At 71.7% G+C, this 18,676-nt stretch carries 17 protein-coding genes; 5 read left to right on the forward strand and 12 right to left on the reverse strand.

What is annotated here, in order from left to right; all coding sequences use genetic code 11:
• Window positions 1-107: 107 nt before the first annotated feature.
• Window positions 108-761, forward strand: a complete 654-nt coding sequence (locus AQJ11_RS11125) for a class I SAM-dependent methyltransferase (protein ID WP_059262925.1) — start codon at window positions 108-110, stop codon at window positions 759-761.
• A gap of 14 nt (window positions 762-775) precedes the next feature.
• On the opposite strand, the gene AQJ11_RS11130 is transcribed toward AQJ11_RS11125, so the two are convergent.
• The 8 genes from AQJ11_RS11130 to AQJ11_RS11165 all read right to left on the reverse strand — a co-directional run bounded on the left by AQJ11_RS11130 (window position 776) and on the right by AQJ11_RS11165 (window position 9,211).
• The gene (locus AQJ11_RS11130) at window positions 776-1,312 is read right to left on the reverse strand and encodes a hypothetical protein (RefSeq protein ID WP_059262926.1); all 537 of its coding nucleotides are present in this window, start codon (window positions 1,310-1,312) and stop codon (window positions 776-778) included.
• A 22-nt stretch (window positions 1,313-1,334) separates the two neighbouring features.
• On the reverse strand, window positions 1,335-1,862 hold the full coding sequence (locus tag AQJ11_RS11135) for a hypothetical protein (RefSeq protein WP_244218193.1): 528 nt from the start codon (window positions 1,860-1,862) through the stop codon (window positions 1,335-1,337).
• Between the two features lie 15 nt (window positions 1,863-1,877).
• Entirely contained in the window at window positions 1,878-3,698 is a 1,821-nt protein-coding gene (locus tag AQJ11_RS11140) for an alpha/beta hydrolase (protein WP_059262927.1), read from the reverse strand.
• 9 nt (window positions 3,699-3,707) lie between these two features.
• On the reverse strand, window positions 3,708-4,160 hold the full coding sequence (locus tag AQJ11_RS11145; RefSeq protein ID WP_063807671.1) for a hypothetical protein: 453 nt from the start codon (window positions 4,158-4,160) through the stop codon (window positions 3,708-3,710).
• A gap of 148 nt (window positions 4,161-4,308) precedes the next feature.
• The gene (locus AQJ11_RS11150) at window positions 4,309-5,652 is read right to left on the reverse strand and encodes a hypothetical protein (RefSeq protein ID WP_059262928.1); all 1,344 of its coding nucleotides are present in this window, start codon (window positions 5,650-5,652) and stop codon (window positions 4,309-4,311) included.
• 35 nt (window positions 5,653-5,687) lie between these two features.
• A complete protein-coding gene (locus AQJ11_RS11155) occupies window positions 5,688-6,626 on the reverse strand; it encodes an N-acetylneuraminate synthase family protein (protein WP_014674560.1) in 939 nt (312 codons plus the stop codon).
• Between the two features lie 12 nt (window positions 6,627-6,638).
• Window positions 6,639-7,868, reverse strand: coding sequence for an N-acylneuraminate cytidylyltransferase (locus AQJ11_RS11160; RefSeq protein ID WP_014674559.1), 1,230 nt, complete (start codon window positions 7,866-7,868; stop codon window positions 6,639-6,641).
• Between the two features lie 23 nt (window positions 7,869-7,891).
• Window positions 7,892-9,211 (reverse strand): DUF6716 putative glycosyltransferase, encoded by a 1,320-nt coding sequence (locus tag AQJ11_RS11165; protein ID WP_059262929.1) that lies wholly within the window; start codon window positions 9,209-9,211, stop codon window positions 7,892-7,894.
• A gap of 198 nt (window positions 9,212-9,409) precedes the next feature.
• Between AQJ11_RS11165 and AQJ11_RS11170 the strand changes: the two genes are divergently transcribed.
• From AQJ11_RS11170 to AQJ11_RS11180, 3 genes are all read left to right on the forward strand, one after another.
• Window positions 9,410-10,387, forward strand: coding sequence for a glycosyltransferase family 2 protein (locus AQJ11_RS11170; protein WP_059262930.1), 978 nt, complete (start codon window positions 9,410-9,412; stop codon window positions 10,385-10,387).
• Complete coding sequence (locus tag AQJ11_RS11175) at window positions 10,384-11,718, forward strand: polysialyltransferase family glycosyltransferase (protein WP_059262931.1); 1,335 nt, start codon at window positions 10,384-10,386, stop codon at window positions 11,716-11,718. The genes AQJ11_RS11170 and AQJ11_RS11175 overlap by 4 nt, the downstream gene beginning before the upstream one ends.
• A gap of 382 nt (window positions 11,719-12,100) precedes the next feature.
• Window positions 12,101-13,153, forward strand: coding sequence for an acyltransferase family protein (locus tag AQJ11_RS11180; RefSeq protein ID WP_058081664.1), 1,053 nt, complete (start codon window positions 12,101-12,103; stop codon window positions 13,151-13,153).
• Window positions 13,154-13,245: 92 nt separating this feature from the next.
• Here AQJ11_RS11180 and leuE read toward each other — a convergent pair whose 3' ends face one another.
• Both leuE and AQJ11_RS11190 read right to left on the reverse strand, forming a co-directional pair.
• On the reverse strand, window positions 13,246-13,896 hold the full coding sequence (gene leuE, locus AQJ11_RS11185; protein ID WP_014674554.1) for a leucine efflux protein LeuE: 651 nt from the start codon (window positions 13,894-13,896) through the stop codon (window positions 13,246-13,248).
• 63 nt (window positions 13,897-13,959) lie between these two features.
• Window positions 13,960-15,552 carry an acyl-CoA mutase large subunit family protein gene (locus tag AQJ11_RS11190; protein ID WP_059262932.1) on the reverse strand — a complete coding sequence of 531 codons (1,593 nt, stop codon included), beginning with the start codon at window positions 15,550-15,552 and terminating at the stop codon, window positions 13,960-13,962.
• A gap of 81 nt (window positions 15,553-15,633) precedes the next feature.
• On the opposite strand from AQJ11_RS11190, the gene AQJ11_RS11195 reads away from it, so the two are divergent.
• Window positions 15,634-16,518, forward strand: coding sequence for a L,D-transpeptidase family protein (locus AQJ11_RS11195; protein WP_208616479.1), 885 nt, complete (start codon window positions 15,634-15,636; stop codon window positions 16,516-16,518).
• Between the two features lie 229 nt (window positions 16,519-16,747).
• Here the strand turns inward: AQJ11_RS11195 and AQJ11_RS11200 are convergent, their stop codons facing one another.
• Both AQJ11_RS11200 and AQJ11_RS11205 read right to left on the reverse strand, forming a co-directional pair.
• Window positions 16,748-17,911 carry a hypothetical protein gene (locus AQJ11_RS11200; RefSeq protein WP_059262933.1) on the reverse strand — a complete coding sequence of 388 codons (1,164 nt, stop codon included), beginning with the start codon at window positions 17,909-17,911 and terminating at the stop codon, window positions 16,748-16,750.
• Window positions 17,911-18,573, reverse strand: coding sequence for an RNA polymerase sigma factor (locus AQJ11_RS11205; protein ID WP_014674550.1), 663 nt, complete (start codon window positions 18,571-18,573; stop codon window positions 17,911-17,913). Before AQJ11_RS11205 ends, AQJ11_RS11200 begins: the two co-directional genes overlap by 1 nt.
• Between the last annotated feature and the right edge of the window lie 103 nt (window positions 18,574-18,676).

An 18,676-nucleotide genomic window follows, 5' to 3' on the forward strand; every position in this document is an offset into this window, starting at 1 on the left:
AAAACCTCTGTTTCCTCTTCCACGGATACCACGCCTCGCGGGGGTCACGCGCGCGATGTCCACGAACCGGACCCCGCCGCGGTGCCCTCCCGGTAGGGTCCGCCGACGTGAGCGACTCGACTGCGGACTTCCTCCGGACGACCCGTACCTCCTACGACACGATCGCCGAGGACTACGGCGCCTGCTTCCCTCCCGGGGACCTCCACCCGCTGGACCGCACCCTGATCAGGACCTTCGCCGAGCTGGTCACGGCGAACGGCTCCGCCCCCGTCGCCGACCTGGGCAGCGGGCCCGGGCACGTCACCGCGCTGCTGCACGAGCAGGGGGTGCCGGTGTTCGGGGTCGACCTCTCCCCCGTCATGGTGACACTGGCCCGTGCGGCGTACCCCGCCCTGCGCTTCCACGTCGGTTCGATGACCGCACTGGACCTGCCCGACGCCACCCTGGGCGGCGTCCTCGCCCTCTACTCGACCATCCACCTGCCGGACGAGGAGCTGCCGACGGCCTGCGCGGAGTTCCGCCGCACCCTGGCCCCCGGCGGGCACGCCCTGCTCGGCTTCCAGTCCGGCCCCGAGCCCGGCCGGCTCCACCTGACCGAGCGGTTCGGCCACGACATCGACCTCGACTACTACTGGCGTACGCCGGAGCAGGTCGCCGAGGCCCTGACGGGGGCGGGTCTGCACTTGGTCGCGACGGTCCTGCGGGAGCCGGCCGCGCAGGAGACCCGCCCACGGGGGTTCGTGCTGGCCCGCCGGGGGTGAGGCGGGGCGGGCGGCTAGAAGTGCTCGACCTCCTGGCCGTCGGGGACCTGGTAGCAGCCGGAGACGACGGTCAGGCTCAGCTTCGGGGGGTTCCTCTTCTTCATCTGCGCGATGTGCACACCGGCCCGCCTCCCGTCGTTGTCGGCGATCAGGACGACGTTCCTGTTCGCGCTGGTGTCGGGGCCGTACTGGACGATCTTCCAGCCCTGCTTCGGCAGCCCTTCCTTGAGGTTCTCCATCGCGACGTCCAGATCGGCCGCCGAGGCGGGGTAGAAGCTCCACGCGTGGAAGATCTTGAAGTACTTCTCCCTGTCCTTGCCCGCGCACCCCTGGACCCCGGGGCTGCCGTCGGACGGCTTCCCTTCGACCTCGATCAGGTCGTGGATGCCGCTGGACACCTTCACCACCGCGTCGGCGGCGTCGCTGGAGGTGCTGATGCCGGCGTACGTGACGTCGTCGGACCCCTCGGCGGACGTCACCCCGCATCCGGTGACAGCGGTCAGGGCGACGGAAGCGAAGAACGCCGACGTACGCGGTCTGATGTTCGTCACTGGTTCTCCGGAGTCCGGTTGCCTAGAAGTGCTCGGCCTTCTGGCCGTCCGGGACCTGGTAGCAACCGGAGACGACATCCACGCTCAGCATCGGCGGGTTGTCCTTCGCCAGCTGGATGATGTGCACACTGGCCTTCTTCGCGTCGTTGTCGGCCGTGAGCCTCAGGTTCTTGTTCCTACTGGTGTCCGGCCCGTACTCGACGATCTTCCAGCCGTGCTTCGGCAGCGCCGACCTGAGCCGTTGCATGGCCGTCTCGACGTCGCTGGGGGCCGTCGGGGTGAAGCTCCACGGATGGAGGACGCGGAAGTACTTGTCCGGGTCCTTGCCGGAACACTCCGTCACCGTCGCGCGACTGTCGGACGTCTTCCCCTTGACACCGATCAGGTCGTGGATGCCGCTGGAGACGCTTTCCACCGCGTCTGCGGCGTCACTCGACGTGCTCGTGCCGGCGGAGGGGACGTCGGAACCGTTGTCAGTCATGTTGCATCCGGTGAGGGTGGTGAGTGCAAGGGGCATGGCGACCGCGAGGACGCCCAGCTTGATCTTCACGTCGGGGGGTCTCTCCTACTTCACATGATCCCAGGAACCGGGCGGCCCGAAGGTTCCGTACGAGGGGTTCAGCTCCACGTCGTCGCCCTTTCCGACAACGACCAGCGCCTGGTTCAACAGGCTCTTGGAGCCGGGATCCCAGTACCCGCCGTGCCCATGGGATCTCGTCGCCATCTGATGGGCACCGAAGTCCGGGTCGCTCGGGATGATGGTGCCGTCCCCGCCGAGGAAAGGGCGGCCAAGCTCCGGAACCGGGTCCGAGCCGCCCTCCTCGTTCCACACGTGCCCCTCGGGGACGTCCATCTCGTCGGCACCGGACACCAGGACGCCGGGGCTGCCCGCGAAGACGACGTCGTCGGCGTTGAGGGTCCCCTTCTGGGCCGCGGCACCGATGAGGGTCGATCCGTACGAATGGCCGATCACGGTCCGGTGCGGTGGCGTATCACCGGAGTGTGATGCCTCCAGCCCGTCCAGGAACTTGTTGAACTCCGACGCACCCCCGTATGCGTAGCTGTCGTGCCGCGCGTCCTTGACGACCTCGTCCGGCGCGTCGTAGCCCAGCCAGGTGATCGTGGAGACGGACTGACCGCCGGACTTGGCATGGGCCACGTCCCAGAGGTTGACCATCCGGTTGATGTTGCCCTCGACACTGTTCAGGTCCGATGTCGTACCGGGTACGTAGACGGCCTGGTGGTCCGCGGTGTCCGGGTTCCCGTTGGCGATGATCGCACGGCCGTCGTCGTCGGCGCTGAATCCCAGCAGGTATGCCTCGGGAAGGTCCCGCTCACCTGTCTTGTCGAAGCGCTCCTGGATCTTGCCCATGCCGTGGAGCGACTTGGTGAGGTGGTCGTAGCGTTCGCCGTGCTGCTTGTACCAGTCCATCCATTCGTCGGTGTGGACCTTGGACGCCCAGCCGTTGGCGGCGATGAACGTCCACTCGTTGACCGGCGGCTTCGGGATGGAGTCCAGCTCCAGCTGGTAGCGGGCCCGGGTCTCGTCGAACACGACACGGTTGGCCTCGTCGCGGACCGTGGAGGGAAGACCGTCGAGCTTGCCCACGGTGTCCGGGCGGAGGGAGAGCCAGGTCGCGCGCTCCTCGTCGCTGAGCCCGCTCCACCAGGCCGCGTTGTCCTTCGGGCTGCCGTCCCTGGGCGGCTGCGGCAGGGAGTCGAGGTACTTCTTGCCGGCCTCGCTCACCCCGTCCTGGTCGGACTTGGCGTCGGACCAGTCCCGGGAGGACACCACCAGGTCGTCGTCGGCCTTCAGCGCGCGCAGCTTCGGTGCCCACTTGGCGTCCGCGTCCGCGGCCTCCTGCAACGCGTCCCCGATGCGGTTCGCGAAGCCGATGGCCTTGCCGAAGTTCGGGTTCGGGTGCTGGTGGACGGCCTGCTGCTCGATCGCGCTGGCCGTCGGATCCGTCAGGCTGGTCGAGGGCGACACGGTCCCGCCCTCGGGCACCTTGCCGTCGACCTCCGTGCCGCCGGCCGGGAAGGTGACCGAGCCGTCCGCGCCCACCGTGCAGCCCGCCGCCTCGGCGTCCGCCAGGGCCGCCTCCAGCTTGCGCTTGGCCGCCGCCATGTCGTACGCGAACCCGTTCAGCGCGGTGCTCACCAGCGCGCACTCGGTCTGGACGTAGTGGAAGTTCTTGCCGAGCTCCTTCAGCTCCCGCAGGGCCGCGCTGGCCGTCTCGCCTTCCAGCTGGTTGCGGATACCGGCGGAGATCTGGTTCTCCACCGTGTCCTTGGCGGTGCTCGCCATGTCACTCGTGGCCCGGTACCCGTCGGCCGCCTCCTCGTACTCGGCGGGCTTCAGGGCCTTTAACGTCGCGATGTCCATGGACCTCCGTCACCGGCCCTTCGTGTCGCCGCCGACGGCCTCGGTGTCGTGGTACTTGGCGCTGATCCTGTCCAGCTCCGCCTTCACCTCGGCGTCGGACAGCGCGAGGTCGTGCCCGGAGCGTTCCAGCAGTGCGCCCAGTGCACCGCAGCGGCCCTTCACGTCACCGAGGTACTTCTTCCAGGAGGCGTACAGCTCCTGCTGCGCCGCCGCCGACCGCACGCCCGACGTGTCCCCCAGCCCCGACTGTCCGTCGTCCAGCTTGCCCAGGGCCTTGCCGATGTCGTCCCGCAAGCCCTTGACGGCCTCGCCGGCCTTGGCCCAGACCTTCTTGTCCGACTTCAGGTCACCGGCCGCGGTGCCGCCGCCACCCGGATCCATCGGAACGTGGTTCAGCCGCATCGGTGCGGAGCCACTGGTCGCGGTCCGTGCCTTCGACTGCTCCCACTCGTCCCACGTCATCCGCGCTCCCTCCCCCTGTCCTGCCGGCGGCGTGGTGGTGCCGTGACGATCTTGTGCCGCCGCGGTGATGGAGCTTAGGGGCGCGGTGCCGGGGGCCGCCTGAGTATCCGTACTCAGGCACATGGTCATGAGCCCCCACGAGCCACGGTTACGCCGGGCTCACCGCCGCCAGTCGGTGGACGTCCCGGGCGGTGCCGGTCACGCCGGAGAGGAAGCCCTGGGCGCGTGGGGAGGCGGTGTCGGTGAGCCAGGTCGGGTCGATGTCGCAGACCGCCACCCGCACGCCCGTGCCGGCCAGGGCCAGCGGCAGGGTGTGGACGACGGTGGAGGGGAAGCTGAGGATCGTCCGGCCGATCGGGCCGCGGCGGGCGATCAGTTCCAGCGGGAGGTCCGGGCGGACTATCTCCAGGCCCGTCTCGGCGGCCAGGCGGTGCAGTTTCTCGGCGCTCTCGCGGCGGTGGGCGAAGTAACGGGTGGCGCCGTGGGCCTTGGCCAGGTTCCGGACGGCCTCCAGATAGCGGTCGCCGTCCACGACCCCCGTCTCCACCAGGGAGGTGCCGACCAGGTCGGCGCTCTGGGTGATGCGCGGGGGCCCGAAGCGGGCGCGGGTCCAGGCGAAGTCGTTGGCGGTGACGGTCACGCCGTCCGGGATCTCGGTCACCGGCATGGAGGAGAAGACCTCGACGCGCCGGCGGTCGCTCGGGGTGAGGCGGCGCCGGGCGGAGGAGGAGACCGGCGCGAAGAGCAGGTCGCGGGCGCCGGGCCGGCCGCCCTTGCGGTGCCAGCGGACCAGGCGTTCACCGCGGGCCAGCTGGGCGACGAACTCCATCGTCGCCGTGCCGTCGTCCACGACCACGAGGTCGCGGGCGCGGGTGATGGTCAGCAGCAGTTGTACGTAGCGGGAGAAGGGGTCCCCCATGACGATCCGGTCGGCCCGGCGCAGGGAACCGGCCAGGCCGCCGATGGTGTGGAAGGGCGCGGTCGTACCGCCCCGCGCCTCTTCCCAGCGCACCCGGTACCCCTCGTCCCGGGCCAGATCCGCCATGCGGCGCAGCTGGCCCCGGGTCATGGGGTCGGTCGGGGACAGCACGACGACGGTGAGCTCCGCACCGCCCGCCGCCGTACCACCCGCCGCCGCACCGCCCGCCACCGCACCGGCCGCCGCCGCCCCGGCCGGCAACCGCCGGCCCTGCACGGGCACGGCGGGCACCGGGCCGGCGTGCGCGGGGCCGATGTGCGCCGGCCCGGGCTGCGTGGGCAGGGCCGGCGGTGGCACGGAGGCCGTGGCCGCCCCCGCGCCGCCGGCGTCGGCGCCGGACAGCGCGCCCGGCTCCGCCCGGCCGGGGCCGGACGGCTCGGCCGGGCCGGAAGGGCCGGGGTCGTGCAGGCCGTGCAGGTGTGCCCACTCCAGTACGTTCAGCAGCTGTACCGGGCTCTCCACGAAGGCGAGCGTGCGGGCGGGGTGGCCGGCCTGACCGGCGCGGGGGCTCATCGGCGTACGACCGTCCCGTCGTAAGTGACCTGGATTCACACCGAGACCGGCTCGCCCGCCGCCGCGGCGATCTCCGCCTCGGCGACGACGCCGGTGACGCGGCGCAGCTTCTTCATCGGGCCCAGCTCGGAGTCGTAGACCTTCTTGACGCCGTCGCCGAGGGAGGCCTCGATGGTGCGGATGTCACGGACGAGGCGCTGGAGGCCCTGCGGCTCGACCGAGGCGGCCTGGTCGGAGCCCCACATCGCGCGGTCCAGGGTGATGTGGCGCTCGACGAACGTGGCGCCCAGCGCGACCGCCGCCAGCGTGGTCTGGAGGCCCGTCTCGTGGCCGGAGTAGCCGATCGGGACGTTCGGGTACTCCTTCTCCAGCGTGTTGATCACGCGGAGGTTCAGCTCCTCGGCCTTGGCCGGGTAGGTGGAGGTGGCGTGGCACAGGAGGATGTTGTCCGAGCCCAGGACCTCCACCGCGTGGCGGATCTGGCGCGGGGTGGACATGCCCGTCGAGAGGATCACGGAGCGGCCCGTGGCGCGCAGGGCGCGCAGCAGCTCGTCGTCCGTCAGGGAGGCGGAGGCCACCTTGTGGGCGGGGACGTCGAACTTCTCTAGGAAGGCGACGGCCTCGGTGTCCCACGGGGAGGCGAACCAGTCGATCCCCTTCTCCTTGCAGTACTCGTCGATCTGGCGGTACTCGTCCTCGCCGAACTCCACCCGGTGGCGGTAGTCGATGTAGGTCATCCGGCCCCAGGGGGTGTCGCGCTCGATGTCCCACTGGTCGCGCGGGGTGCAGATCTCGGGGGTGCGCTTCTGGAACTTGACGGCGTCGCAGCCGGCCTCGGCGGCCACGTCGATCAGCTTGAAGGCGTTCTCCAGCTCACCGTTGTGGTTGATGCCGATCTCGCCGCAGATGTAGACGGGCTTGCCGGGGCCGACCTCGCGCGAACCGAAGGTGCGCAGACGGGAGTTGGTGCTCATCAGGGGGTGTCCTTACTTGGGGAGGGAGTCGAGAGAGGGGCCGAGGATCCAGCTGGCGATCTCTCGGATCGCGCCGTCACCGCCGGGGACGGTGGTGACCGCGCGTGCGGCGCCGCGTACGACGTCGTGAGCGCTCGCGACCGCCACGGGCCAGCCCACGAGGGCGAAGCACGGCAGGTCGTTGACGTCGTTGCCGACGTAGAGCACGCGCTCCGGCGCGATGCCCTGCTCCTCGCACCACTGCTTCAGCGCGAGGTCTTTCCGGTCGATGCCGTGCAGCACGGGGATCCGCAGCTTGCGTGCGCGGGCGGCGACGACCGGGTTCTGTTCCGTGGACAGGATCAGCAGCTTGAGGCCGCTCCTGCGGAGGGCCGCGATGCCGAGGCCGTCGCCGCGGTGCACGGCGACGAACTCCCGTCCGTCGGAGTCGATCAGCACCCGGTCGTCGGTCTGGGTGCCGTCGAAGTCGAGTACGACCGCGTCGACGTCGTCGGCGGTCGGCAGCGAACCGGGGCGGTCCGCGTCGAAGAGGGGCGCGAGGGCCCGGGCCCGCGCGAGGTCGTGCGGGTCGTCGATCTCCAGCACCCGGGCCGGGTCGGTGCGGACCAGTTCGGTGTGGCCGAAGAAGCGGTGGTGGTGCTCGCGGAAGCCGGCCGCGTCCATCGCGTAGGCGGCGCCGGTCTCCAGGAAGTCCTGGGGGCGGTCCTGGCGGCGCGGGCGGTAGGACTTGTCGTGGTTGACCCCGCGGCCGCCCTCGGTGGGCTCGTCGGCCTCGCGCCAGACGAAGCCGTGGAAGGGGGCCACGGTGACGGCGGTGTCGGCGCCGTTCTCGGCGACCGCGGCGGCGACGCCGTCGATGTCCTCGCGGACGAGGAACGGGCTGGTGCACTGCACGAGCAGGACCACGTCGACGGGGGCGCCGTGCAGCGTCTCGTGGGTGTCCATGGCGTGCAGGACCGCGGCCTCGGAGGTGGCGGTGTCCCCGGCGATGGCGGCGGGCCGCAGGACGACCTCGGCGCCGGCCTCCCGGGCGGCGGCGGCGATGGCCTGGTCGTCGGTGGAGACGACGACGTCGGTCACCAGCCGGCTCGCCCGGCACTCGCGCACCGCGCGGGACACCAGCGGGACACCGCCCACCGGGGCGAGGTTCTTCGCGGGCACGCCCTTGGAGCCGCCGCGCGCGGGGATCACCGCGAGCACCCGGCGGATCGAAGCGCCTGGGCCCGCTGCCGAGTTGGACATGGGGTCTACTCCTTGGGGTGAGGTCACAGCTCGCCCATCCGCCGGATCACGGGGGCGACCCGCTGGACGCCGTGCCGGTAGGCGCCGCGCGCGGCCCGGCGCACGATCTGCCGGACGGGGCCGGGCGCCTTGTCGGCGGCGGGCGCTCCGGGCAGCGGTACGCCGTCGGGGCCGAGGTGGTGGCGGGCGAGGATGCCGGGCAGGTAGCCGGGCGCGGTCTCGGACGTGTAGTAGGGCGTGAGGGGCGGCAGCCCGCCCGGCCGGTCCAGGAGCTGGGCGATGCGCTCGCGGGCGCCGTCGAACGCCGTGTCGTAGCTTCCGTCGGCCGCGACTCCCTGCCGGGCCACCCACGCCTCGTCCGGCACGGGCAGGTGGCCGGCGTCGAGCTGGTCCCAGGAGGCGAGGCAGCCGGAACCGGTGAAGTGGTGGTTGCCGAGCACCTCGCGGACCCCGAGGTCGGTGAGGACGGCCGTCGGGATACGGCGGTGCAGGGCCTCCAGGGCGGCCGTGGAGCTGACCGTGACCAGCAGGTCGGTGCGGTCCAGCACCTCGCCCATGTGCCCGTACACCAGGCGGAAGTTGGCCGGCGGGTCCTGGTCCTGGACCAGCTTCTGGTACGGCAGCTCCTCGATGTGGGTGGTGTGCTCGCCGGGCTTGGAGCGCAGCTTGAGCAGCACCTCGCGCTCGGGGTGCTTCCGGGCGTGCTCGATGAGGCGGTTCAGCAGGTAGGCACGGTCCCGGCGGTTGTCCGGCACGGACGGCTGGGCCGCGAACACCACGGTGCAGGGCTCGTGTTCACCGGTGTACGGCTCGCCGCCGAGGAAGGGCAGCGCGACCTCGGTGACCGAGGAGGCGTCGGCGCCCACGCCCTCGTACACGGCCCGGAACCGGTCCGCGTCGTGGCGGGAGTTGGCGAGGACGAGGTCCGCGCCGTGCCGCAGCAGCAGCCCGTCGGTGAGCTTCTCGTAGACGACGCCGACGTAGCCGGTGACGACCACGGGGCGCTTCCCGGAGCCCCAGGCGGCGCGCAGTCCGTGCAGCATCGCCTGCACACCGCCGCCGACCAGGGCGAGCACGAGGACGTCGTACCGGTCGCCGGGGTCCTCGCTCATCGCGCGCAGGAACTCGACGCCGGTGACCTCGCGCAGGGAGTCGGCCTGGACGCCGACTTCCTTCAGCTGGCGGGCGGTGGGGGTGGCGCGTCCCCGCAGGAGGTAGCCGTCGAGCCGGACCTCGGCAGCCGCGGGAGTGAGGCGCTGCGCGGTGAGCGCGCCCCACTTCCACCGGGTGTCGGAGTCCGCGAGGACGGCGACCCGCAGGGACTTCGTAGCACTTGCTGGCACGTCGAAGACGCTAGGAAGCGATGGAGAGGTTCCGCCCAACCCGAACGCAACAAACGGTTAACAGCACATCGCCGAATGGCGAATCGGGCCGCGATCGGCGCGCGAAACAGCCTGGTTCACAGCTTCGCCACGTGGCGTTCACCGGGTATCAAGCAGGCCGTCAAGACGAATGACGGGCCGCGCCCTAACGTCCCTGACGTGGTCAAGCTCTCCGTCATCGTGCCGTTCTACAACGTGCAGCAATACGCGCCAGACACACTCAGGAGTCTGAAGTCGAATGCGCGTGAGGACTTCGAATTCATTCTCGTCGACGACTGCTCCCGCGACGGGACACCAGCGATTCTCGCGCGTGCGGAGCGCGAGCTGCCGGGCGCGGTCCTGGTCCGGCACGAGCAGAACGGAGGGCTGGCGACCGCGCGCAACACCGGGATCGACCGGGCGCGCGGCCAGTATCTGACCTTCCTGGACGGCGACGACTGGCTCGCCCCCGGCTACTACCCGCGGCTGCTCGCCGCCATCGAGGAGCTGGGCTGCGACTTCCTGCGCACCGACCATGTGCAGTGCACCGCCCGGGCGCGCAGCGTGCACCGGGTGCCGGTGGGCCGGCGGAACACGGTGCTCAGCCCCCGGGAGGCGATCCTGCCCGCCGACCGGTCCACCTCGGTGGACTACGCGTACGCGTGGGCGGGCATCTATCACCGCCGGCTGCTGGACAAGGGGCTGCTGCACTTCACCGACGGGCTGCGCACGGCCGAGGACCGGCCGTGGATCTGGAAGCTGCACCGGGAGGCGGAGTCCTTCGCCGCGGTGAGCCTGCTCGGTGTGTTCTACCGGCGCGGGGTCGCCTCGTCGCTCACCCAGATCGGCGATGTGCGGCAGCTCGACTTCATCCGGGCGTTCGATCAGGTCATCGCGGAGACGGCGGCGGACCGGGAGGCCGACGTCCTGCTGCCCAAGGCCGTTCGCACCTATTGCGCGATCATTTCCCATCACCTGGGATCCATCGAAAGGTTCGAGCCGGCGGTGGCGAAGCAGCTGAAATCCCTGAGTGCGGCCGCCCTGCGGCGCATGCCGCAGGACGTGCTGGACGAGGCGCTGGACTCCATGGACCTCCAGCGCTCCACCCGGCTGCGCCGGCTGCGCCGCCGTCCCGCCCCCGCGGGAGCCGCCGCGTGACCACCCAGATCTTCCAGGCGTCGACGCTGTACGGCACGGCCACGCTCGCCGCCGCCCTGGACTCCGGCTGCTTCCGCCCGGCCGACCGGCGGATCCTGCTGGTCTGCAACAACGCGGCCACGCCCGAGACGTCACCGGCGCTGAACGAGATGCCGGGCTTCGAGCGGCTGCGGGACCGGTTCGACGACGTGGTGTCGTACAACGCGGCGATCTTCCCGTTCCACCCGGGCGGCTGGGCGCCCCGCGGCGATGATCTGCCGCTGTGGGAACGGTACTTGCGCCACGAGTGGCAGCTCGGCACCGACGACGTCGAGCTGGCCGTCGAGTCGATCCAGGTCAACCCGTCACTGGCGCTCGCGCAGATCTTCACGGGCGCTCCGGTCACCGTCTACGCCGACGGCCTGATGAGCTACGGCCCCACCCGCAACAAGATCGACCCGCTGGTCGGCACCCGCGTGGACCGGGTCCTCCACCTGGACCTGGTGCCGGGTCTGAAGCCGTTGCTGCTCACCGAGTTCGGTGTGCCCGGCGAGGTCCTGCCGACGGCCGCCTTCACCAAGGTCCTCGCCGAACTGACGTCGCCCGGCGATGAGTTGCCGGACGTCCAGGAGCCCGTGCTGCTGCTCGGCCAGTACCTGTCCGCGCTGGACATCCTCACCGCCGAGCAGGAGGAGGACCTGCACGTGCGGATGCTGAAGGGAGCAGCCGCGCTCGGCCACACCACGGTGGTGTTCAAGCCGCACCCGTCGGCCCCGGCCCGCTTCACCCGCTCCCTGGAGCAGGAGGCGGAACGGCTGAAGGTGGAGCTGACCGTGCTGGACACTCCGGTGCTCGCGGAGGTGCTGTACCAGCGGATGCGTCCGGCGCTGGTCGTCGGCTGCTTCTCCACCGCCCTGCTCACCGCGTCCGCGCTGTACGGCCTCCCGGTCGCCCGGGTCGGCACCGACCTGCTGCTGGAGCGGCTGACGCCGTACGAGAACAGCAACCGCGTGCCGGTCACGATCGTGGACGCGCTGCTGCCCGAGCTGACCGACAAGGCGGCCGTCAGCGAGCAGCGGCGGGGCATGGACGTGGAGACGCTGGGCGCGCTGGTGCGCGCGGTGGGCTTCGCGATGCAGCCGAGGATCCTGCCGAGGCTCCGCGCGGAGACCGAGGGCTGGCTGGCGAAGAACCTGAACGAGCGGACGCTGCGCTACTTCAAGCGCAAGCGGCTGACCTCGCTGGCCCTGCCGGGCGGGGTGCCGTCCCAGCTGTCGTTCCTCCCGCGCAACGCGGCGGTCCGCCGGGTGGCGCGCAAGGCCCGCAGTCTGGGCAAGGCCGTACGGCGCTGAGCGACCCTCGCGGCGGGGCGGGCCCGGACCGGGCCCGCTCGGCGGGGACCGCGCCCAGATCCCGCTCGTGCACTGACACGCCCCACTCGGGGCGCTCCATAACGTGGGGGGAGAAACCAGGAAGGCAATGCAACGCACAGGTGAACGAACGCGGTCCGGCAAGCGAATCGTTGGCTTGTCGATCAAGTCGTTCCTGTGATTCACCCAGGCGGCGATGAAACGATTGCTCTTGGAGGCAGATCTTCACCTGGAATACAAAGACGATTAACGCCGGTCGGGTTGGGTCCCGAGAACCATGCCTGTTACCTCCTCCGTCCTTGCCGCCGTGCCCGCTCCCCCGGTCCGCGGAACGGCCCCTGCACGCCAGAGCCGTCTGCACGCCTTGGACGGACTGCGCCTGCTGGCCGCGTTGATGGTCTGCCTCTACCACTACGCCGGACGCGGCGGCGCCGTCTCCGCGTCCTGGCACCAGAGTCCGGCCCATGTCTTCCCGACCCTGTCCCAGCTGGCCACCTACGGCTGCCTGGGCGTGCAGTTCTTCTTCGTCATCAGCGGTTTCGTCATCTGCATGAGCAGTTGGGGCCGCACCCTCGGCGACTTCTTCCGCTCCCGGGTCGCCCGCCTCTACCCCGCCTACTGGGTCGCCCTGGTGCTGGTCACCGCGGCGGCCGTGGCCCTGCCCGTGGTCGTCCACCCCGTCCGGCCGGACGAGTTCCTGGTCAACCTGACGATGCTGCAACAGCCGATGGGCGCCACCCGCGTCCTCGGCGTGTGCTGGACCCTCTGGGTGGAGGTCCGCTTCTACGCCCTATTCGCCCTGTTCGTGGTCCTGCGGGGTGTCACCTACCGCCGGGTGGTGCTCTTCTGCTGCGTGTGGACGCTGGCGGCGGTGGTGTGCCGCACCTCCGGCAACGCGCTCACCGACCAGTTGGTCATGCCCGAGTACGCCCCCTTCTTCATCGGCGGCCTCGCCCTGTACCTGATCCACCGCTTCGGCGGCGACATGCTGCTGTGGGGCATCGTCGCGGTGTCCTGGCTGCTGGGACAGAGCACCGCCACGCAGAGTCTGTGGCACGCCGGCGCGCAGGGCGACTTCCACCGCAGCCCGTACGTCATCATCGCCGTCGTCACCCTCGCCTTCGCCGCGGTGGCCGCGGTGGCGATGGGCTGGACGCAGTGGGCCTCCTGGCGCTGGCTCGTCACGGCAGGCGCGCTGACGTACCCGTTCTACCTGGTCCACGAGCACCTGGGCTGGTTCGCCATCCGGGTGCTGCACCGGGGGCTCGGGCTGCCGCCGTGGCCGACGCTCGCCGTGACCGTGCTGGGCATGCTGACCTTGGCGTGGCTGATCCACCGGTTCGTGGAGAAACCGTTCGGGCCACGCCTGAAAAGGATGCTGAAGAGGGGTGTTGCAGCGGCTGACGCCATGAGCTGAGTCGTCGGTGATCCGGGGCGAGAGCCGCTCCGCGAACCCCGCCACGTCGGCACCACCGCCTGACCGTCCCGGGCCGAAGGCTGGTCAAACGCTCACGCGCTGGCGATCGAAAGCTTCACCGCGAACCCCAGGAACAGCGCCCCGGCCGCCGACGTGGCCGTCGCGGACAGCCGCTTGCGCCGCCGGAACGCCGCGGCGAGCCGCGTGCCGCTGAATATCAGGGCGCTCAGGTACAGGAAACTGGCCAGCTGGGCGAAGGCGCCTAGGACGACGAAGGACAGGGCCGGATAGGCGTAGCCCGGGTCGACGAACTGCACGAAGAAGGCGACGAAGAAGAGGATCGCCTTGGGGTTGAAGAGGCTGACGACGAGGGCCCGGCGGAAGGGCCGCTCGTCGGGGCCCTGGGCGGGCGCGGCCTCCTCGACGGCCCGCTCCCGCCGGGTCCGCCACATCTGCCGGGCGGCCCGCAGCATGCCGATCGCCAGCCAGCTCAGATATCCGGCGCCGGCGTACTTCACGATCCCGAACAGCAGCGCGTTCCCCTGGAGCAGCGAGGCGACCCCGGCCGCGGACAGCGTCATCAGCACGGTGTCCCCGCACCACACACCGGCCGCGGCCGTGTAACCGGCCCGCACCCCGCGGCGGGCGGCCACGGAGAGGACGTAGAGGGAGTTGGGGCCGGGCAGCAGCACGATCAGGATCAGGCCCGCGAGATAAGTGGGGAGGTCGATGACGCCGAACATGGAGGGAGTGTCGCACGCGGGTACGACACCCGGTCCTCCGCGTCCGGCAGGGCGCCCCAGGGGTCAGAAGGTGTCACTCGGTACGTGGCTCCCCCAGACCTCGCGGAGCGCGCCGCAGACCTCCCCCACCGTCGCCCGCGCCCGCAGCGCCTCCCGCATCGGGTACAGGACGTTGTCCTCGCCCTCCGCCGCCTTCCGCAGCGCGTCCAGTGCCGTGCTCACCGCGGCCCCGTCGCGTTCGGCCCGCAGCCGGGCCAGGCGCCCGGCCTGGCGCGCCTCGATCGCCGGGTCCACCCGCAACGGCTCGTACGGTTCCTCCTCGTCCAGCCGGAAGCGGTTGACCCCGACCACCACCCGGTCACCGGAGTCGGTCTCCTGCGCGATGCGGTACGCGTTCCGCTCGATCTCGGCCTTCTGGAAGCCCCGCTCGATCGCGGCGACCGCCCCGCCCAGGTCCTCCACCCTGCGCATCAGGTCGACGGCCGCCTCCTCCACGTCGTCCGTCATCCGCTCGACGGCGTAGGAACCGGCGAACGGGTCCACCGTCGCCGGGACGTCCGTCTCGTGCGCCAGCACCTGCTGCGTCCGCAGGGCCAGCCGCGCGCTCTTGTCCGTCGGCAGCGCGATGGCCTCGTCGAAGGAGTTGGTGTGCAGGGACTGCGTGCCGCCGAGGACCGCCGCCAGGGCCTGGACGGTGACCCGGACCAGGTTCACCTCCGGCTGCTGGGCCGTCAGCTGGACCCCCGCCGTCTGGGTGTGGAAGCGCAGCATCAGCGACTTGGGGTTCCGCGCGCCGAACTCCTCCCTCATCACCCGCGCCCAGATCCTGCGCGCCGCGCGGAACTTGGCGACCTCCTCCAGCAGCGTCGTACGGGCCACGAAGAAGAACGACAGGCGCGGGGCGAAGTCGTCCACGTCCATGCTGGCCGCCACCGCCGTACGGACGTACTCGATGCCGTCGGCGAGGGTGAACGCGATCTCCTGCACCGGGGACGCGCCCGCCTCGGCCATGTGGTAGCCGGAGATCGAGATCGTGTTCCACTTCGGGATCTCGGCGGTGCAGTACCGGAAGATGTCCGCGGTCAGCCGCAGGGACGGCTTCGGCGGGAAGATGTACGTGCCCCGGGCGATGTACTCCTTCAGGACGTCGTTCTGGATCGTGCCCGTCAGCCGGTCCGCGGGCACCCCCTGTTCCTCCGCCACCAGCTGGTACAGGAGCAGGAGCAGTGCGGCGGGCGCGTTGATCGTCATGGACGTCGAGACCTGGTCCAGCGGGATGCCGTCGAAGAGGACCCGCATGTCCTCGACGGAGTCGATCGCCACGCCCACCTTGCCGACCTCGCCGTGCGCGAGGGGCGCGTCGGAGTCGTGGCCCATCTGGGTGGGCAGGTCGAAGGCGACGGACAGGCCGGTGGTGCCGTGGGCGATGAGCTGCCGGTAGCGGGCGTTGGACTCCGCCGCCGTGCCGAAGCCCGCGTACTGGCGCATGGTCCAGGGCCGGCCGGTGTACATGGTCGGGTAGACCCCGCGGGTGAACGGGTACGCGCCCGGTTCGCCCAGTTTCCGGGCCGGGTCCCAGCCGGCCAGGCCGGCCGGCCCGTAGACCGGCTCGATGGGCAGGCCCGACTCCGACTGACGTGCCGACTGCTGTGCCATCGCTGCCTCCGCGCGGTAGGACGGGTACTCCTCACCATGCCCCGTAGTTCGGCGGCGGTCACGCGGGGAAGCATCCCGGGCATGAGGATCCCGGGGAGACCTGCCGCTCTGCTCGCCTCGGCCGCCGCACTCGCCGCGCTCTGCGGGTGCACCGTGCAGCCGGCGGGCGCCGATGGGAAACGAGGCCTGCCGGTGCAGGTGGAACTGCCGGGCAGTCCGGGTCCCGGCGCCGCCCGGAGCAGCCCGGTGCCCGGCGTCACCCGTACGGCACCGGCGGGCACGCCGGCAGGTACGCCGGCCGCCCCGCCGAGCGCCGCGCCCGCCGTGCCCGCGCCACCGGTGCTGTGGTCGCGCGGGGACACCGGTCCGGCCGTGCGGGAACTCCAGGCACGGCTGCGCCAGGTGGCCTGGCTGGCCGTGGGGCCGACCGGGTCGTACGACGGTCCGACCGAGCGGGCCGTCAAGGGCTTCCAGGGCAAGCGCGGACTGCCCCGGACCGGTGCGACGGACTCCGTCACCTGGCAGCGGCTGGTGGCGATGACCCGTCCGCCGGGCAGGGGTGAGCTGTATCCGGGGGCTGCCCGGCCGGCCGCCGCGGCGGATCCGCGCTGTCTGACCGGGCGGGTGCTGTGCATCAGCAAGACCAGCCGGACCCTGCGCTGGATGGTCGACGGACGGACCCTGTCCACGATGGCGGTGCGGTTCGGCGCGCAGTACACCCCGACCCGCGAAGGGGTGTTCACCGTCTACTGGAAGTCACGGCACCATGTGTCGACCCTCTACCACTCGCCGATGCCGTACGCGATGTTCTTCAGCGGTGGCCAGGCGGTCCACTACTCGTACGACTTCGCGGCGCGCGGCTACGCGGGCGGTTCCCACGGCTGCGTCAACGTCCGGGACGAGACGGCGATCGCCCGGCTCTTCGCGCAGGTGAGGATCGGCGACAAGGTCGTCGTGTCCTGGTGAGACGCCCTGCCGAGGGCTGTGCGTTGCGGGGCGCGGGCGGGACCGGGGGAACGTGTCCCGCCCGCGCCAGGTGCACGAGCCGCGGGTACGGGGGGAACCCCGGCTCCGTGCGACGGCCGATGACCAGTCGGCTCACTCAGTACTGCGTCCCGGGCTCCGGAAACGTCACACCTCGCGCCGAGAAACTTTCGACGACGACAAAATTGCAGGTCAGATGGGGTTACGTCGGTCAGTGCGCGGTGTACGTCGGAGTCGGTGACGGGGACGTGGAGCCGTTGCCGGGTGCGCTGCGGTGCGCGGGCGCGGAGGCCGGGGAAGCGAGGTCGGCGCCACCGTGCTGCCGGCCGCCGCCCTTGCCGTTGCCTTCGCCGCTGCCCTTGCCCTTGTCCCCGCCGTTTCCGCTGCCCTTGCCGTTGTCTCCGCCCCTGCCGCTGCCCTTGCCGCCGTCCGGGTCGGCGGGGCCGTCGTCGCCGCCCTTGCCGTTGCCCTTGCCGTTGTCCTTGCCACTGCCCTTGCCCCCGCCCTTGCCGTTGTCCGAGCCCTGGCCGGTGGTGTTCCCGCCGCTGCCGCCGCTGTTCGCGCCGCCCGTGCCGCCGGAGGCGGAGTCGCCGGCGCCCAGCAGCACCTTGCAGTACGCGGTCACCCGGCCGGGGCCGCCCGCCAGGTGTTCCAGCGCGCGCTTGCGGCCGGTGTCCAGGTCCTTGCCGTCCCGCAGCGCACGGCAGGCCGCGGTGGCGCCCGGCCTCCCGGCGCCGGACGTCGCGGAGGGGGCACCGGTGCCGTCGTCCGTCCCCGCGGCCTCGTCATCGGTGCCGCCGCGATGCCCGCGCGTACCGCCGTCCGGTGCGCCCGTGCCCGTCCCGCCGCCCGGTGCGGACGGTGAGGTGAGCGGCTGTCCGGTGGTCGTGTCCGGGGAGACGGAGGTGGCGGGGCGGGGGTGGTCGTCACCGAACGGCGTGGGCAGCACTCCGGTGCCGGCGGCCACGGCGACCCCGCCGAGCGTGCCCGCGACCACCGCCGCGGCGAGGGCCAGGCGCACCGGGCGGGCCCAGCGGGGGCGCCGGGTGCGGATTCCGGTACGGGCCGGGGCACCGATGCGGACCAGGCCGGCGTCGGCGCCGCGTGCCGGGGTGCGGGGGGCGGTGGGAGCGTGCGCGGCGGCGGTGCGCTCCGCCTCGGCGGCCTCGCGGGCCTTGCGGAACGCGGCCAGGGCGGCCTGCTCGCCGGGGAGTTCACCGGGGGCGGGAGCCGCCTCCGCGGACAGCGCGCCGAGCGCCCGGGAGAGGCGTTCGGCCTGGTCACGGGCGGAGGGGTCGACGGCTTCCAGTGACTCGCCGCGCAGCAGGCGTTCCGCCGTCTCACGGTTCAGCCACGTGTACTGCTCGTCGGCCATCACATGTCCTTCTGCGTCCGCGCACGTGTATGCGTCACAGTTGCGGACGTCACCGCGCCTCGGCGCGGTTCTCTTGGCGGCGGGAGCGCGTCCAGTCCGCCCGCCGATTCCGGATCGGCGCCGATCAGCTCCGCGAGGCGCTTCAGACCGCGGTGCGCGGCGGTACGGACGGCGCCCGCGCGTTTGCCGAGGGTCTCGGCGGCGGTCTTGGCGTCCAGGCCCACGACCACGCGCAGGACGACCGCCTCGGCCTGGTCCTGCGGGAGCCGGGCGATCAGGGAGAGGGTGCTGTCGGTGGCCAGGGCCTCGATGGCCTCGCCGGCCGTGTCGGACTCGGCGGCACGGCCGGTCAGCTCGGTCTCGTCGCCGCCTATGGCGGGGCGCCGGCCCCGCATGCGTATGTGGTCCAGGGCGCGGTTGCGGGCGATCCGGGCGGCCCAGCCGCGGAACCGGTCGGCGTCACCGCTGAAGCGGTGCAGGTCGCGGGCGATCTGGAGCCAGGCCTCGGACGCGACGTCCTCGGCGTCGAGGTCGCCGACCAGGGTGCGGACGTATCCGAGCAGGCGCGGATGCACCGCGCGGTACACCGTACGGAAAGCGGTCTCGTCTCCGTCCTGTGCCGCACGCACCGCGGCGGTCAGCTCCGCGTCGTCCCCCAGCACCGTACTCCCTTTACGCCTGTCTTCGGTCGGCGCGAAAGGCACGTTACGGCGTGAACCCGCTGACGTCCATGTCTGTAGAAGATGCAACTAACTCGTGACCGGG

The sequence above is a fragment of the Streptomyces corchorusii genome, assembly GCF_001514055.1.
GTDB lineage: Bacteria > Actinomycetota > Actinomycetes > Streptomycetales > Streptomycetaceae > Streptomyces > Streptomyces olivaceoviridis.